Annotated in this window: 16 protein-coding genes; 7 read left to right on the top strand and 9 right to left on the bottom strand. The window is 64.4% G+C overall.

Annotated elements, in window-relative coordinates; all coding sequences use genetic code 11:
• Window positions 1–8: 8 nt before the first annotated feature.
• The 6 genes from EN745_RS07775 to EN745_RS07750 all read right to left on the bottom strand — a co-directional run bounded on the left by EN745_RS07775 (window position 9) and on the right by EN745_RS07750 (window position 5,429).
• A complete protein-coding gene (locus EN745_RS07775) occupies window positions 9–911 on the bottom strand; it encodes a metallophosphoesterase (protein ID WP_126057871.1) in 903 nt (300 codons plus the stop codon).
• Window positions 912–1,040: 129 nt separating this feature from the next.
• Complete coding sequence (gene ruvB, locus EN745_RS07770; RefSeq protein ID WP_126057870.1) at window positions 1,041–2,072, bottom strand: Holliday junction branch migration DNA helicase RuvB; 1,032 nt, start codon at window positions 2,070–2,072, stop codon at window positions 1,041–1,043.
• A gap of 45 nt (window positions 2,073–2,117) precedes the next feature.
• Window positions 2,118–3,242, bottom strand: a complete 1,125-nt coding sequence (locus EN745_RS07765; RefSeq protein ID WP_127420922.1) for an RNA ligase — start codon at window positions 3,240–3,242, stop codon at window positions 2,118–2,120.
• A 239-nt stretch (window positions 3,243–3,481) separates the two neighbouring features.
• Window positions 3,482–4,102: a Holliday junction branch migration protein RuvA gene (ruvA, locus tag EN745_RS07760; protein WP_126057867.1), complete on the bottom strand. Its 621-nt coding sequence runs from the start codon at window positions 4,100–4,102 to the stop codon at window positions 3,482–3,484.
• Between the two features lie 10 nt (window positions 4,103–4,112).
• Window positions 4,113–4,622, bottom strand: coding sequence for a crossover junction endodeoxyribonuclease RuvC (gene ruvC, locus EN745_RS07755; RefSeq protein WP_126057866.1), 510 nt, complete (start codon window positions 4,620–4,622; stop codon window positions 4,113–4,115).
• A 276-nt stretch (window positions 4,623–4,898) separates the two neighbouring features.
• Window positions 4,899–5,429, bottom strand: coding sequence for a DUF1465 family protein (locus EN745_RS07750; RefSeq protein ID WP_126057865.1), 531 nt, complete (start codon window positions 5,427–5,429; stop codon window positions 4,899–4,901).
• A 534-nt stretch (window positions 5,430–5,963) separates the two neighbouring features.
• Between EN745_RS07750 and EN745_RS07745 the strand changes: the two genes are divergently transcribed.
• Complete coding sequence (locus EN745_RS07745) at window positions 5,964–6,515, top strand: DUF2269 family protein (RefSeq protein WP_126057864.1); 552 nt, start codon at window positions 5,964–5,966, stop codon at window positions 6,513–6,515.
• A gap of 38 nt (window positions 6,516–6,553) precedes the next feature.
• Here EN745_RS07745 and EN745_RS07740 read toward each other — a convergent pair whose 3' ends face one another.
• Window positions 6,554–7,324, bottom strand: coding sequence for a sulfite exporter TauE/SafE family protein (locus EN745_RS07740; RefSeq protein ID WP_126057863.1), 771 nt, complete (start codon window positions 7,322–7,324; stop codon window positions 6,554–6,556).
• Window positions 7,325–7,507: 183 nt separating this feature from the next.
• On the opposite strand from EN745_RS07740, the gene EN745_RS07735 reads away from it, so the two are divergent.
• The gene (locus EN745_RS07735; RefSeq protein ID WP_126057862.1) at window positions 7,508–7,966 is read left to right on the top strand and encodes a GNAT family N-acetyltransferase; all 459 of its coding nucleotides are present in this window, start codon (window positions 7,508–7,510) and stop codon (window positions 7,964–7,966) included.
• 38 nt (window positions 7,967–8,004) lie between these two features.
• Here the strand turns inward: EN745_RS07735 and EN745_RS07730 are convergent, their stop codons facing one another.
• Window positions 8,005–8,439 (bottom strand): SRPBCC domain-containing protein, encoded by a 435-nt coding sequence (locus EN745_RS07730; protein WP_126057861.1) that lies wholly within the window; start codon window positions 8,437–8,439, stop codon window positions 8,005–8,007.
• Between the two features lie 162 nt (window positions 8,440–8,601).
• Here EN745_RS07730 and EN745_RS07725 point away from each other — a divergent pair, with 162 nt between their 5' ends.
• Window positions 8,602–9,699 carry an adenylate/guanylate cyclase domain-containing protein gene (locus EN745_RS07725; protein ID WP_126059328.1) on the top strand — a complete coding sequence of 366 codons (1,098 nt, stop codon included), beginning with the start codon at window positions 8,602–8,604 and terminating at the stop codon, window positions 9,697–9,699.
• 89 nt (window positions 9,700–9,788) lie between these two features.
• On the opposite strand, the gene EN745_RS07720 is transcribed toward EN745_RS07725, so the two are convergent.
• The gene (locus EN745_RS07720) at window positions 9,789–10,229 is read right to left on the bottom strand and encodes an Lrp/AsnC family transcriptional regulator (protein ID WP_126057860.1); all 441 of its coding nucleotides are present in this window, start codon (window positions 10,227–10,229) and stop codon (window positions 9,789–9,791) included.
• 132 nt (window positions 10,230–10,361) lie between these two features.
• Between EN745_RS07720 and EN745_RS07715 the strand changes: the two genes are divergently transcribed.
• The 4 genes from EN745_RS07715 to efp form a co-directional block, all read left to right on the top strand.
• Complete coding sequence (locus tag EN745_RS07715) at window positions 10,362–11,261, top strand: DMT family transporter (protein ID WP_126057859.1); 900 nt, start codon at window positions 10,362–10,364, stop codon at window positions 11,259–11,261.
• Window positions 11,262–11,430: 169 nt separating this feature from the next.
• Entirely contained in the window at window positions 11,431–12,078 is a 648-nt protein-coding gene (locus tag EN745_RS07710; protein ID WP_127420921.1) for a thiamine phosphate synthase, read from the top strand.
• A 1-nt stretch (window position 12,079) separates the two neighbouring features.
• Complete coding sequence (locus EN745_RS07705; RefSeq protein WP_127420920.1) at window positions 12,080–13,174, top strand: tetratricopeptide repeat protein; 1,095 nt, start codon at window positions 12,080–12,082, stop codon at window positions 13,172–13,174.
• A gap of 126 nt (window positions 13,175–13,300) precedes the next feature.
• Window positions 13,301–13,793, top strand: a 493-nt coding sequence (gene efp / locus EN745_RS07700; RefSeq protein ID WP_127420919.1) for an elongation factor P, incomplete at its 3' end; no start/stop codon positions are given.

Below are 13,793 nucleotides of genomic sequence, written 5' to 3'. Positions count from 1 at the left end.
CGGGCGGTTCAGGCGGACCCGAGATCGATCTGCAGGATTTCCGGGCGCATGCCAAAACGCACCGGCATGATGCTGAAGCCGAGTCCGCCGGACACAATCAGGTTTCGATCGTTTTCGACGACATGGCCATAGGCGTAGCGATTGCCGTAGCGCGAAGGCACGACCGGCGAATAGCCGAACAGCCGCACCTGCCCGCCATGGGTGTGGCCGGACAGCGTCAGCGAAACCCGCCACGGCACTTTCGGGAAGATATCAGGCTCATGGGCGAGCAGGATTGTGGGAGCGCTATCGCTCACCTTGGCCAGCGTGCCATCGAGGTCGTCGAGGCCCCTGGGCTCGTCGCGGCCGTCGCCCGGCAGCAACGCTAGCTGGTCCGCGAGGCCTGCCAGCCAGAAGCCGTGTCCGTCCTTTTCCAGGCGCAAGGCATCGTTTTCCAGCACCGTGATGCCGGCGCCCTCGAGTGCCTTGCGCGCCTCGGTTGGTCCGGCCCCCGCCCTTTGCGCAACAGGATCGTGCCACCAGTCGTGATTGCCGAGGATCGCCTTGACGCCGAGCGGCGCTTTCAGGCCGGACAGGGCCGAGGCCCATTCCGAAGCGGGCACCTCGTCCGTTACCAGGCGCATGCCGGCGACATAGTCGCCGAGCAGGACGATGAGATCCGGACGCAAGGCGTTTGCCTCGGCGGCAAGCGAGGCGATCCGCTCCGGCGTCATCCAGGGACGGCAGGCATGGATGTCGGCGAGCGCAACGACACGCAGCTTGAGGCCCGCCGGCCAGTGCGGTGGCATCAGCGAATAGCGCTTCACATGTGTCAGAAGCATCGGCTCGATGCCGACCGCATAGGCGCTGAGCGACACCATCGACAGGAACGAGCCGCCGATGAGGCGCAGGAAGCCACGTCTGGTGATCATAGGTCCGCCCGGCCCTTGGTATGGCAATTGCGTCAAGCTAGAGGCGGCAATTGCGTCTTCAGCTTGGCCGCGGCGAGCAGATTTTGCGCAGACAGGCCGTTCCCCGCGCAAGTGGGGAACAAATCTGCGTTACTCCTCCTGGAACAGGCTGATCTGCTGCTGCGCCAGATCCTTTGGCGCGTCGAGGCCGAGATGGCGCCAGGCATTGGCGGTCAGCACGCGCCCGCGCGGCGTACGCTGGATGAAGCCCTGCTGGATCAGATAAGGTTCGATGATGTCCTCGATGGCGTCGCGCGGCTCGGAGAGCCCAGCCGCGATGGTCTCGATGCCGACCGGGCCGCCGCCGAAGTTGCGGGCAATCATCGACAGGTATCGGCGGTCGAGCGCGTCGAGACCGAGCCCGTCGACCTCCAGCCTGGTTAGCGCCTCATCGGCGATGCGGCGGTCGACATGGCCATCGCCGGCAACGCTGGCGAAATCGCGCACCCGGCGCAGCAGCCGGCCGGCGATGCGCGGCGTGCCGCGCGCCCGCCTGGCGATCTCCAGCGCGCCATCGTCGCCGAGCGGCATCGAAAGGATGCGCGCGCCACGGCGCACGATCTGCTCCAGCTCCTCGACCGTGTAGAAATTGAGCCGCACCGGAATGCCGAAACGGTCGCGCAACGGATTGGTCAAAAGCCCGAGCCGTGTGGTGGCGGCGACCAACGTGAAACGGGCGAGGTCGATTTTGACCGAACGCGCGGCCGGTCCCTCGCCGATGATCAGGTCGAGCTGGAAATCCTCCATTGCCGGATAGAGGATTTCCTCCACCGCCGGATTGAGGCGATGGATCTCGTCGATGAACAGCACGTCACGGTCTTCGAGATTGGTGAGAAGCGCGGCGAGATCGCCGGCCTTGGCGATGACCGGCCCCGACGTTGAGCGGAAGTTGACGCCGAGCTCGCGCGCCATGATCTGCGCCAGCGTCGTCTTGCCGAGGCCAGGCGGTCCGACGAACAGCACATGGTCGAGCGCCTCGCCGCGTCCCTTGGCGGCGTCGACGAAGACCTTGAGATTGGCCCTGACCGCCGCCTGGCCGACGAACTCGTCGAGCGACTGCGGCCGCAAGCTCTGGTCGGCATCCTCGCCGCGCTTGTCGGGAGCAATGAGGCGGTCGTTCACAAATCCATCCTCGTCCTTGCTGGGGGCATCGCCAAAGGTATCTCATTAACCCACTTCGACGGTCATAGCAGGAGACTTCCATGACATGCCGTAGAGATCACGAATGCTCTCGAGCCGCGACTCACCGTAGCTGGCCCACAGTAGTTGTTTCCTAAGCACTTCGCTGCCGTCTTTTCCATCGAACATGGCAAAAGCCGCCCCCTGGAGTCTCTTATCGAGATTGGAGCTGACTGCCGCTGCGAATTCCTTCCGCTCCCGGCCCGAGTGCCCGGTAACAAAAGCGGCAAGATCGCCAAGGTGTCTGTTGAGCCCGTTGACCACCACAGACTGATAGGCCTTCAGTTCCTCGGCAAGGTCAGCCGCGAGCAGCGGGACCACGTCGTCCACAGCACCCTCTGCTACCCATGCGAGGATGTTTTTTTCATGAGCAAGGCCAGACAGCGCCTTATGCCGCAATGCGTAGAATGCGGTCTTGAGCTTGAACCTCTGACCGTCATCGAAAGCAATGACATAGCCTTCGATACCCTCTTGGCTTCGGGCAATCGTAACGAAATCCCTTGTCGAGCTCGTCATCTGAACCGACTGGATCAGCGGCACGTCGAATTCGGCGGCCAGCGATTGAAGCTCCTGATAGGTAGAATAGAGACCGGTCCGGTTGTCGCGTGCGGCCAGAAGCGTCAGCGACGGCCGATTATACGCGATGACGACCCTGTTTTCGGGGGACGTGAACTCAAAAAGCACCGTCATGCCTGCATCGACGGCCCATTTCGAAAGCTTGCGAATATTCTCACCAGCGTGCGCCAACGCGGCGGTCGATTGTGCCGTGACGCCCATCCGAGTCATGAACACGAGTTCATCACGAACGACACACGGATGAACCATCGAGCCATCGAGCTTCGACAAAACGACATGCGGCACCGTCCAGTCGACGTCTTCCGGGCGCTGTCTCTCACCAAGGTTGAAAAATTTGTGAAACGGGCGGGCAATGAGGCGCCCGTCCTTGGCGAACTTCAAGCCACGGCATTCGAGCGTCATCGGGCTGCGAAAAGTATCGTCGCCCACAAATCCATAGTCGATGACATCATAGTCATCGAAGCGGGTCAGAAAGAAGCCGATGTTGCCCTGAATGTGCGGCAGAACATCGCTTACGGTTTCGATTACCGGGAACATTACCCGCTCCAAATAAAAAGGCCGCTCCAAATGAAGCGGCCTGACGAGTGGATTGCTGTATAAAGCTATCTTCGACAATGCCGCAGGCGCGCGCGACGTTCAGACTCGGCCAGAACCGATCCTGAATTCCCTTCGATATTGGTCGCGAAATGGCGCATGTCGATTACTGATGCAAAAACGGACCGCACTAGAAAACCAAACCACTCTGGAAGTCAATCCAGCCACTGAGTTTCATAGGCTCACCGCGCCAGTTCCTTCAGCCCGAAACGGATCAACTTCGAGGCGTCGGCGCCTTCGCCCGCCGCCTTCAGCGCCGCCGAAACCGCGTTGGCCGCGATGTCGCGCGAATAGCCGAGATTGACCAGCGCCGAGACGGCGTCGGTGATCGGCGCCGGCGCCACGCCCTCGCCGAGCTCCTGCTTCAGCCCGATCGTGCCCGAGGCGGCGCCCGCATAGGCCGGCGCCTTGGCCTTCAATTCGGTGACGATGCGCTCGGCCACCTTCTTGCCGACACCCGGCGCGCGCGACACCATGGCGATGTCGCGCAAGGCGATCGCGTTGGCGAGGTCGGCCGGCGCCAGCGTCGAGAGGATGGCCAGCGCCACCTTGGCGCCGACGCCCTGCACATTGTTCATCAGGAGCCGAAACCATTCGCGCTCAAGCGCCGACTGGAAACCGTAGAGCCGGATCATGTCCTCGCGCACATAGGTCTCGATGAACAGCACCACCGCCTCGCCGGGCGACGGCAGGGAGGCCAGCGTGCGCGCCGAGCAATGGGCGACATAACCGACGCCATGCACGTCGACGAGGCAGAAATCCTCGTCGATCTCGTCCAGCGTGCCCTTCAGTTTGCCTATCATCGCTGTCCCCTTACGCCAGCGCTGCAATCCGGTAGGCGGCGCTTTGCCGGTGATGCGCGTGGCAGATGGCGATGGCAAGCGCATCGGCTGCGTCATCGGTGTCGAACACCGCTTTCGGCATCAGCACCTTGACCATCATGTGGATCTGCTTCTTGTCGCCGTGGCCGACGCCGATCACCGCTTTCTTGACGGCGTTGGGGGCATATTCGGCGACCACCAGCCCGGCGCGCGCCGGCACCAGCATGGCGATGCCGCGCGCCTGGCCGAGCTTCAACGTCGCCGTCGCATCCTTGTTGACGAAGGTCTGCTCGACCGCGGCCTCATGCGGCATAGCTTGATGCAGCACCTCGACCAACCCATCATGCAGTTGGCAGAGCCTGATCGCGAGCGCCGCCTTGTCGTCGGAACGCACCGTGCCGGAGCCGACGAAGCGCAACGAATTGCCGAGGCTCTCGACGATGCCCCAGCCGGTGCGCCTCAGCCCCGGATCGATGCCGATGATGCGAATCGCTTCCCCCATGCGCCGAGTCTACCTCCAACGCAGGGCGATGCCAGCAAAATGTGAACAAACCAGAAACGGCTCAGGCAGGGACAGGCAGCTTCAGAATTTGGTCTGATGAGCCATATTGCGTTGCTTTCGAGAACCGGAGCGAAGCGTACTCAAGTGCAGTGAGCTGCGCGCAAAATCAAGAAGCGCTACAGCGTCCTTTGCGCGTCCGAAAGGACGCGCGGCGCTGTAGGGAAGCGCAGAAAACGGCGCTGGATGGCCATCAGAGCGAATTATCAAGCTGCCGGATCAGCCGCGGGCGAAGGCCGTGTTCAGCAGGCTGATCTGGTCGGAGACCGGATTGACGCGGCGGGCGGCTGGCGGCATGTCGGCCAGCGCACTGCCGTAGATCTCCTCGTCCATGCGGCGTACCAGCGCCTGCAGGCGCAGCGAGCGGGTGACGAGGTCGAGAAATTCCTTCGGCAGTTCGTTCCAGCCGATCGCCTCGTCATGCGCGGACGCGGTGTCGAGCCGTACCTTGGACTTTTCCGAGGCGACCTGGTCGCGGGTCATCTCGCCGGAATTGGCGGCGCGCTGCAGCAGCAGCCAGGAGGCAACCTGCATCAGCCTGGTGGTCAGCCGCATCGATTCGGCCGCATAGAGCGTCGCAGCCGTCCGCGACAACTTCTTGGCCTCGGCCCGGCCCTTGCCGTCGAGATATTCGGCGGCCTGTTCGACGAGGCCCATGCCCTCCTGATAGAGCGGCTTGAAGGATTGGGAGAAAACCCGGCGCTCCGCCAATTTGATGGTTTTCGCGCTTCCCTTGGAAGGCTCGTTCATCGCTACGCCCCTGCACTGCCGCAAGCCGAATCGGCATTCTTGCCGTAACGCCCTGCACCCTAAAACGACTGAGCTTGAAAATGCGCTTCGCCGCCGGTGAAGGCAAGCACATGTTTAACGAAGGGTTAACGGCCCGGCCGACGGTTCCCGCGGACAAAAAAAGAGCCGCGGATAAGGCGGCTCTCAGGAGTTTAACAGGGAGGCGTCAAACAAAGTGGCTCCAACCACTCGGTAAGAATCCAGATCACTGGATGCGCATAGTAAACGCCTGTAAAGCTTAATGAAGTCTTAACGGCGCCGAGATTTTTTTACCAGGCGCGCCGCTTCTGTGCCGTAACAGGACAGCCGCCGTGATGCCGAATCGGCCCCGGCAATGTGGTTCGGGCCATGGTCCGCCGCACGGCTGCGAATGCCGGTGCCGAAACAAGCCCGCCTCCCACGCGACATCGTTCCGAAACAGGCGCCACGCTAAACGCCCGCTCCTCTGAACCGGCGGGCAAATCCGCTCGACCGCAAATCGCCAGGAGCGAACCCATGGACTGGTATTCGATTGTCAAGTTTCTCCACGTCGTCTCGGCCACTCTGTGGGTCGGCGGCGGTTTCGCGCTGTTCCTGCTTGGACTGCTTGCCGAGCGCGCCGGCAATGTCGAGGGCAAGCTGCAGGCGATGCGCGCCACCGGGCAGTTGGGCAACCGCTACTTCGCGCCGATGTCGATGCTGACGCTGCTGTTCGGCCTCATCATGTGCGCTTTCTGGGTTGGCTTTTCCGACCTTTGGATCCTGATCGGCCTTGCCGGTTACGCCACGACCTTCGCGATCGGCATGCTCGTGTTCAAGCCGAGCGCCGACCGCATGGCCGACATGATCGCGAAGGATGGCGTGACTCCGGCCGTCCTTGCCGTGGGCCAGCGCGTCATGGGCGCCGCCCGCTTCGACTATTCGGTGATGCTGGTGATCATCGCCGACATGGTGCTCAAGCCGACCGTGCACGACATCGCCATCCTCGCCGGCATGGCGCTGGTGGTTGCGGCAGGCGCCACGCTGGCCTTTGGCGGCGGCCGCCGGCTGGTGGAAAGCGCCGCCTGACAGCGCAATTGGCGAGGGCGGCCGGATATTCTCGCCGCCTATATCAGGCCGGCGATCCCGTCCCAGAGCAGCTTGACCGCAACGATCGCGACGGTCGCGTAGGTGAAGGGATAGAAGATCTCCGGCCGCATGCGCCGCACCAGCCAGGCGCCGGCGATGGTCGCCAGCGGCGCCAGCGGCATCAGCACGGCGGACGCCGTCAGGTTGGTGGTGTCGAACTGGCCGAGCGCGAAGTAGGGGATCAGCTTCAGCGCATTGGTGGCGGCGAAGAAGATCGCCGATGTGCCAGACAGCACTTTCGGGTCGAGCCGGATCGGCAGGGCATAGACCTGGAAGGGCGGGCCGCCGACATGGGCGACGAAGCTTGTGAAGCCGGCGACGGTGCCCCAGAAGGCAGCCGCCACGCGGTTGGGCGCAGCTGCATGGTCGGCGCCGTGGCGGAACTGCAGGTAGAGCCAGCGCAGCACGAAGATCAGCGCGACCGCGCCGACGATCAGTCGCACCATCTCCTCGGTGACCAGCGCCGCCGTCAGCCAGCCGAGGCCGATGCCGATCACCGCGCCCGGCATCATGTCGACCAGCATCTTGCGATCGTAGACGCCCCACCACGTCCAGACCGAGACGATGTCCATCAGGCACAGGATCGGCAGCAGGATGGCGGCCGCCTGCACCGGCGGCATGGCCAGCGCCATCAGCGGCACGCCGACGAAGCCGACGGCGCCGCCGAAGCCGCCTTTCGACAGGCCGACGAGAATGACCGCCGGAATGGCGGCGGCATAGAACCACGGATCGCTGAGCAGGCCTGACATGGGGTGAGAGCGGCTGGAGGATGGCGGGAGCCCTGCAATAGACCAGAAAGCGGTATATCGCGATAGCCAATGTGCTCTGGCAGCCGCCTGCGCGATCAACTGTCCGTAACACAGCTTTTGCGGATTTGCGGCAAGCGCATGGCCCATGCATAAGGTCGCCGGACCCGTGCATGAGGTTTGACAATGAGCGAAATCCGCATCCGCCGCGCCGAGGAAGCCGATCTCCCGGCCATCGTCACCATGCTCGCGGACGATCCACTGGGTCGCGGTCGGGAGGACGCCAGCCAACCGCTGGCCAAATCCTATCGGGACGCCTTCGCGGCTGTCGACGCCGACCCCAACCAGTTCCTGGCCGTCATGACGGATGATGGCCGCGTCATCGGCACGCTGCAGATCTCCTATCTCGCCGGCCTGTCGCTGCGGGGCGCATGGCGCGGCCAGATTGAGGCCGTCCGCGTCGCCGCAGACCGGCGCGGCGAGCGGCTCGGGCAGCTCCTGCTCGAATGGGCGATCGGGGAATGCCGCAAGCGCGGCTGCAGGGTCGTCCAGTTGACGACCAACAAGAGCCGGGCGGATGCGCACCGCTTCTATGAACGGCTCGGCTTCAAGGCGAGCCACATCGGCTACAAGCTGGAGCTCTAGCGGTTGGTGTCGTGGCTGTCGGTAATCGCGGCCGCAGCCTACATCTTGTCAGGTCCCGGGTCGCCGCCGGCGGCGGTGATTGCGAGCCGGCCCAGATAGTGCGTCCAGCCCTTCTCATGGCTGTCGCAAATCTCTCGGTCGGCAAGGCCGCTATGGGTGAGCTTGACCCGCGTTCCGCCGGACTCTTCGACCAGGTCGATTTCAACAAGGCTCGAACCCGGCGGAGTCTGGTCGTTGCCCTCCCAGCCGAAGCTGTAGGCAAGGCGGTGGACGGGTACGACCTCGGTGAATTGGCCGCGTGCCGTGGCCCTTCCTGCCAAATTCAGCAAGTAAAGACCGCCGGGGTTGGGTTCCGCCGTTGCCTCCGTTCCCATCCAGCGCACGATCTTGTCGGGATCTGTCAGGAAGGCGAAAACCGTCGCCGGCGGCGCCGCGATCTGCACCTCACGACGAACGATCAAGGGTTCAGCCATCGAAATCTCCCGGGTGTGCGCGCCGCAACACGGCTCGCCCGACACACGGCGCCGGACCAGCGCATTCGATTCGAAGCTAAATCGCCCTTCCTTTCAACAAAAAACTCCTCGGGTTGTTTCGCGCTGGTGACAGCGACGGAACGCCGAAGCATGATCGTGTCGATGCGGCTTTCTTCAACTCTCGCCTGGTTGGTCGACCGCGCCGGCAGCGCCGTCCAACCGGATGCTTTTCTGGCCACGCTCGGCGCGCGACTGGTTGACGATGGGCTGCCGCTCGCCGGTGGATCCCTGACGCTCGCCGCGCCGCATCCGATCATAACGCGCCGCGCCTGGCTGTGGCGGGCCGAGACAGGCGTCGTCATGGAGGCGCTGGGTTTTGGCGCCGGCACGACGCCTGGAACCGGGGAGGGCGATCTCGGACGCGAATGGCTGGCGGGACTGGGAACGGGTGTCGTGCACAATTACACGGTCGGGCCTGAGCGTCAGGATACGCAATCCGAGAGTCCAAAACTGAATTGGGTCGCGGTCCGCCCTCTCGCGGAGCACGAATCGAATACACTGGACCAGGTGGCACGCTTCGCCGCCGCGCCACTTGCCGCTCTCGCTGCCAGGTCGGCGCTGTCGGCCCTGCTTGAGGCCTATCTTGGGCAGCGAAGCGCGGCGCAGGTGTTGGCCGGCCGTTCTCGGCGCGAGGTTGGTGAGACGATCCGTGCCGTCCTGCTCTACAGCGATTTGCGCGACTTTACCGCCCTGTCGGAGGAGACGGACGCCGAACAGGTCGTGGCGGCGCTCAACGCTAGCTTCGACCGCATCGCTGGTGCCGTTCACGCTTTCGGCGGCGAGGTGCTGAAATTCATCGGCGATGGGGTGCTGGCGATCTTTCCTGTCGGCGAGCGCTCGGCTTCAGTGGCTTGCGAGGCAGCGTTGCGCGCGATCGGAGCGGCGCGGGCGGGAATGGCGCAGCTCAATCAGGACCGTGCCAGACAGGGCATGCCCGAACTGCAGTTCGGCATGGCGCTGCATCTGGGCGACATGGTCTGGGGCAATATCGGCACAGCCGACCGGCTCGATTTCACCGCGATCGGCCCGGCCGTGAATCTCGTCAGCAGGCTCGAAGGCCTGTGCCGGCCGCTTGGACGGAGCGTGCTGATCTCGGGCGCTGTCGCGGCGGAAACATCAACGCCCGTGGTCGCGCTGGGCGAACATCAATTGCGCGGAATCGCCAGATCGTGCGCCGTCTTCGGCCTGCCGGACGGGTGACCTCAAGAGCGGTTCACCGTTTCACGGAAACGCCGAATTGCTTTTACGCAATTCCGGACGGAGAACCGCTCACGGCTTTTCTGAAATAGCTAGACGCCCAGCGGCGGCGGGCGGCGGCGGATCGGCTGCGCCTTGATGATGGCGGTGCTCGTCTCCGCCTTGTCGGCGATCCGGTCGAGAAGCCGATCGAGCTCGCCGATCGAGCGCACGAACAGCCGCGCGACGAAGCAGTCGTCGCCCGTCACCTTGTCGCATTCGCCGAATTCGGGCGTCTCCTCGATCAGCTTCTGCACGATGTGCAATTTGCCCGGCAGCGGCCGGATGCGCACGATCGCCTGCAGCGGGTAGCCGAGCGCTTCCGGATCGACCTCGATGGTGAAGGCGCGGATGACGCCGCGCTCCTCCAGCCGCCGCAGCCGCTCCGAAACGCTCGGTGACGACATGCCGACTTGCTGCGCCAGATCTTTCAGCGACGTTCTGGAATCCCGGACGAGGATGTCGAGAAGGTGCCTGTCAAGATCGTCGAGCATTTCCACATTCCACGATGAAGAGTGGTTTTGCCTTATTTAATTAGGTCAATACGGCATACCATCTTTCTGTCGGCATGGAAATGGCCGTCGGAGCTTGAGATCATGCAGCCATAAAGATCTAGAGGCTGCCTCATGAACAATACTCTGCACGGCACGGTCGAAATGACCGCGGCAATGGCGATCCTCGGCACGATCGGTTGGTTCGTCGTGCTTTCTGGCCAGCCTGCCATTGATGTGGTGTTCTGGCGATGCGCCTTCGGCGCGGCGACGCTGCTCGTCATCTGCGCGGCGCTCGGCCTGCTGCGCGGGACATTGACGCCGCGCGTCGCTGGGCTTGCCGTTCTCGGCGGCGCTGCCATCGTCATCAATTGGCTGCTGCTGTTCAGCGCCTTTCCCCGCGCCTCGATCTCGATCGCCACCGCCGTGTACAACACCCAGCCCTTCATGCTGGTTGGCTTCGGGGCGCTCTTCCTTGGCGAACGCCTGACCCTGACCAAGCTGGCCTGGCTCGCCATCGCCTTCGCCGGCATGCTGCTGATCGTACAGACCAGGCCCGATGCCGGCGATGTCGGCACCGACTATTTCACCGGGATCGTGATGGCGCTGGGGGCGGCCTTCTTCTGGGCCGTGGCGGCAATCGTCACCAAGACGCTCAAGGGCACGCCGCCGCACCTGATCGCGCTCATCCAGGTCTGCGTCGGCGCTGTCATGCTGGCGCCCTTCGCCAATCTTTCCCACCTCCCCGCCGACGCCCGGAGCTGGGTGATGCTGGCGACGCTCGGCGTCGTCCACACCGGTCTGATGTACATATTGATGTATGGCGCCATCCAGAAGCTGCCGACACACCTGCAGGGCGCGCTCTCTTTCGTCTATCCGGTGGTGGCGATCCTCGTCGACGTCGGCGCCTTCGGCCACCGTCTGCACCCCGCGCAGATCCTCGGCGCCGCCGCCATCCTGATCGCCGCCGCTGGCATGACCCTCGGCTGGACGCTTTGGAAGCCCAAGGTGCCGAGCCCACAAGCGGCCGAGTGAAGGACCGCGACGGCCGTCCTGCCGTCTCGGCTGGGCGGCGGTCCCGCCCGACCCGGTTAGCTCTGATATCATGATCCCGCTTGCCCGCCTGTTCAAACCGGGCGCTTTGCTCTATGCCGCAATGCAACCATCTTCGCCCGGCATAGGCGAAAACCGGGATCGATGACCAATGAACGACGCCACGCCGCCCAATCGCTGCCGTATCGTGCTGATCGCGCCGAAAGACGCGCCGGGCGAGCGTATTGCCGCGGCCTTCGAGGGCGGTGACGTCGCCTCGCTCATCCTGCCGGAAAACGGCATGGATGACGTCGCCTTCCAGGCCTTCGCCGAAAGGATCGTGCCCACGGCGCAGGCGGCAGGCATCGCGGTCGTCATCGCCGGCGATACCCGCATCGCCGGCCGCGTCCAGGCCGACGGCATCCATGTCGAGGTCTCCAGCCAGGAGCTCGCCGAGACCATCGAACACTTCCAGGGAAGGATGATGGTCGGCGTCGGTGGCGCCAAGACCCGCGACGATGCGCTGGCGCTCGGCGAGGCGCGGCCCGACTACATTTTCTTCGGCCGCTTCGGTTACGACAACAAGCCGGAGCCGCATCCGCGCAACCTGTCTCTTGGCCAATGGTGGGCCGAGATGATCCAGATCCCGTGCATCGTCATGGCCGGATCCGATCTCGCATCGGTCGAGGCGGTGGCCGCCACCGGCGCCGAATTCGTGGCGCTGTCCAGCGCCGTCTTCGCCGACGGGATCGACCCCAGGGGGGCGATCGCCGCCGCCAATGCGCTGCTCGACGAGACCGCACCGCGCTTCGAGGATTGACGTGCGCCGGTCTTTGCTTCCCCTCGCGGTTCTGGCCGCGGCCCTTTTGACCGAGGCGGCGGCGGCGGCGCAGACCGTTCCGCTGCCGCAGCCCCGACCGGATGCGGGCGTACCGGACGCAAGCGCGCCGGCTGCAAATGCGCCCGCCACAGGTGCGCCAACAACCGGCGTGCGTGTCGATAAGCCGATCGCCACGCCGCTGCCGCAGCCCGCCACCACGGCCCCATTGCCTTCGGCGGACGCCATTAATCCCGATCGCTTCGGCGCCAAACCGTCGGATTCGGCCTATGGCGCCTTTCAGCGTGGCCTCTACAAGACCGCCTACAATCTCGCCTTGGTGCGCGCCCAGAACGGGGACCCCGCCGCCCAGACCCTGGTGGCGGAGATCCTGTCGCGCGGGCTCGGCGTACCGCTCAACGCCGCGGAGGCCGCGAAATGGTACGCGCTCGCCGCCGAGCAGGGCGTGCCGGAATCGCAATTCCAGTACGCGCTGATGCTGCTCGACGGCCGCTACGTCAAGAAGGACGAGAAGGCGGCGTATGCGCTGATGCAGGCCGCCGCGGAGGCCGGCAACCGCCTGGCGCAGTTCAATTTCGCGCAATTGCTTGTCCAGCAGGATCCGGGCGACGCCGGCATCGCCAAGGCTGCCACCTATTACGAGCGCGCCGCCGCCACCGGACTGGCCGACGCGCAATATGCGATGGCGCAGATCTACGCCAATGGCGCCGGCGGCAAGCCGCGCGACGATGCCCAGGCGCGTCGGCTGCTGGCGCAGGCCGCCAGGCAGAACTACGATACGGCGCAGGTCGATCTCGCCACATGGATGATCGAGGGGCGCGGCGGCGACCGCGACCTGAAGTCCGGCTTCGGCTGGATGAAACAGGCGGCCGAGGGCGGTAACGTCGCCGCCCAGAATCGCCTCGCCAAGCTCTACATGGAAGGCATCGGCACCGAACCGGACCTGATCCTCGCGGCCGCCTGGTATATCGTTGCCCGTCGCGCCGGACTTATCGATCCCGAAATGGATGATTTCCTCCAGGGCCTCGACGACGGCCAGACCAAGCAGGCGCTGCAGAAGGCGAACCGTTTGCCTTGAGGGCAAGAGGCGCAGGGCGGCGGCGCTGCGTCGCGCTGCTCCCTCCTTGCCTCTCCGGACGATTTGTGGTCTTGGAGGCGCCAAATCGCCGTCGCGGCGGCTTCCTCACTCCGGACCAGCATCATCATGGCCAAGATCAATGGCAACGAAATCCGTCCCGGCACCGTCATCGAGCACGATGGCGGACTTTGGGTCGCGGTCAAGACCAACACCGTCAAGCCCGGCAAGGGCGGCGCCTACAACCAGGTCGAGCTGAAGAACCTCATCAACGGCACCAAGCTCAACGAGCGTTTTCGCTCGGCCGAGACCGTCGAGCAGATCCGGCTCGATCTGAAGGATTTTTCCTTCCTCTATGAGCAGGGCGATGCGCTGGTGTTTATGGACACCGAAAGCTACGAGCAGCTCGAACTGGCGAAGGATTTCGTCGGCGATCGCGCCGCCTTCCTGCAGGACGGCATGATGGTGACGGTCCAGCTCTACGAGGAACGGCCGATCGGCATTTCGCTGCCCGATCAGGTGACGCTGGCCATCACCGAGGCCGACCCGGTGGTGAAGGGGCAGACGGCTGCCTCTTCCTACAAGCCCGCGGTGCTGGAGAACGGCATCCGCGTGCTGGTGC

Origin of the sequence: Mesorhizobium sp. M4A.F.Ca.ET.022.05.2.1 (assembly GCF_003998845.1) — a bacterium.
GTDB lineage: Bacteria > Pseudomonadota > Alphaproteobacteria > Rhizobiales > Rhizobiaceae > Mesorhizobium.
The sequence above is the reverse complement of the archived record's forward strand: the minus strand, read 5'-3'. Positions and strand labels throughout refer to the sequence as shown.

Bases quoted from the DNA above. Each gene is read 5' to 3' on its own strand.
- EN745_RS07730 (WP_126057861.1), bottom strand. From the start codon at position 8,439: ATGGCTGAACCCTTGATCGTTCGTCGTGAGGTGCAGATCGCGGCGCCG.
- EN745_RS07775 (WP_126057871.1), bottom strand. From the start codon at position 911: ATGATCACCAGACGTGGCTTCCTGCGCCTCATCGGCGGCTCGTTCCTG.
- ruvC (WP_126057866.1), bottom strand. From the start codon at position 4,622: ATGGGGGAAGCGATTCGCATCATCGGCATCGATCCGGGGCTGAGGCGC.
- ruvA (WP_126057867.1), bottom strand. From the start codon at position 4,102: ATGATAGGCAAACTGAAGGGCACGCTGGACGAGATCGACGAGGATTTC.
- EN745_RS07740 (WP_126057863.1), bottom strand. From the start codon at position 7,324: ATGTCAGGCCTGCTCAGCGATCCGTGGTTCTATGCCGCCGCCATTCCG.
- EN745_RS07720 (WP_126057860.1), bottom strand. From the start codon at position 10,229: ATGCTCGACGATCTTGACAGGCACCTTCTCGACATCCTCGTCCGGGAT.
- EN745_RS07715 (WP_126057859.1), top strand. From the start codon at position 10,362: ATGAACAATACTCTGCACGGCACGGTCGAAATGACCGCGGCAATGGCG.
- EN745_RS07745 (WP_126057864.1), top strand. From the start codon at position 5,964: ATGGACTGGTATTCGATTGTCAAGTTTCTCCACGTCGTCTCGGCCACT.
- EN745_RS07710 (WP_127420921.1), top strand. From the start codon at position 11,431: ATGAACGACGCCACGCCGCCCAATCGCTGCCGTATCGTGCTGATCGCG.
- EN745_RS07750 (WP_126057865.1), bottom strand. From the start codon at position 5,429: ATGAACGAGCCTTCCAAGGGAAGCGCGAAAACCATCAAATTGGCGGAG.
- EN745_RS07735 (WP_126057862.1), top strand. From the start codon at position 7,508: ATGAGCGAAATCCGCATCCGCCGCGCCGAGGAAGCCGATCTCCCGGCC.
- EN745_RS07765 (WP_127420922.1), bottom strand. From the start codon at position 3,242: ATGTTCCCGGTAATCGAAACCGTAAGCGATGTTCTGCCGCACATTCAG.
- EN745_RS07725 (WP_126059328.1), top strand. From the start codon at position 8,602: ATGCGGCTTTCTTCAACTCTCGCCTGGTTGGTCGACCGCGCCGGCAGC.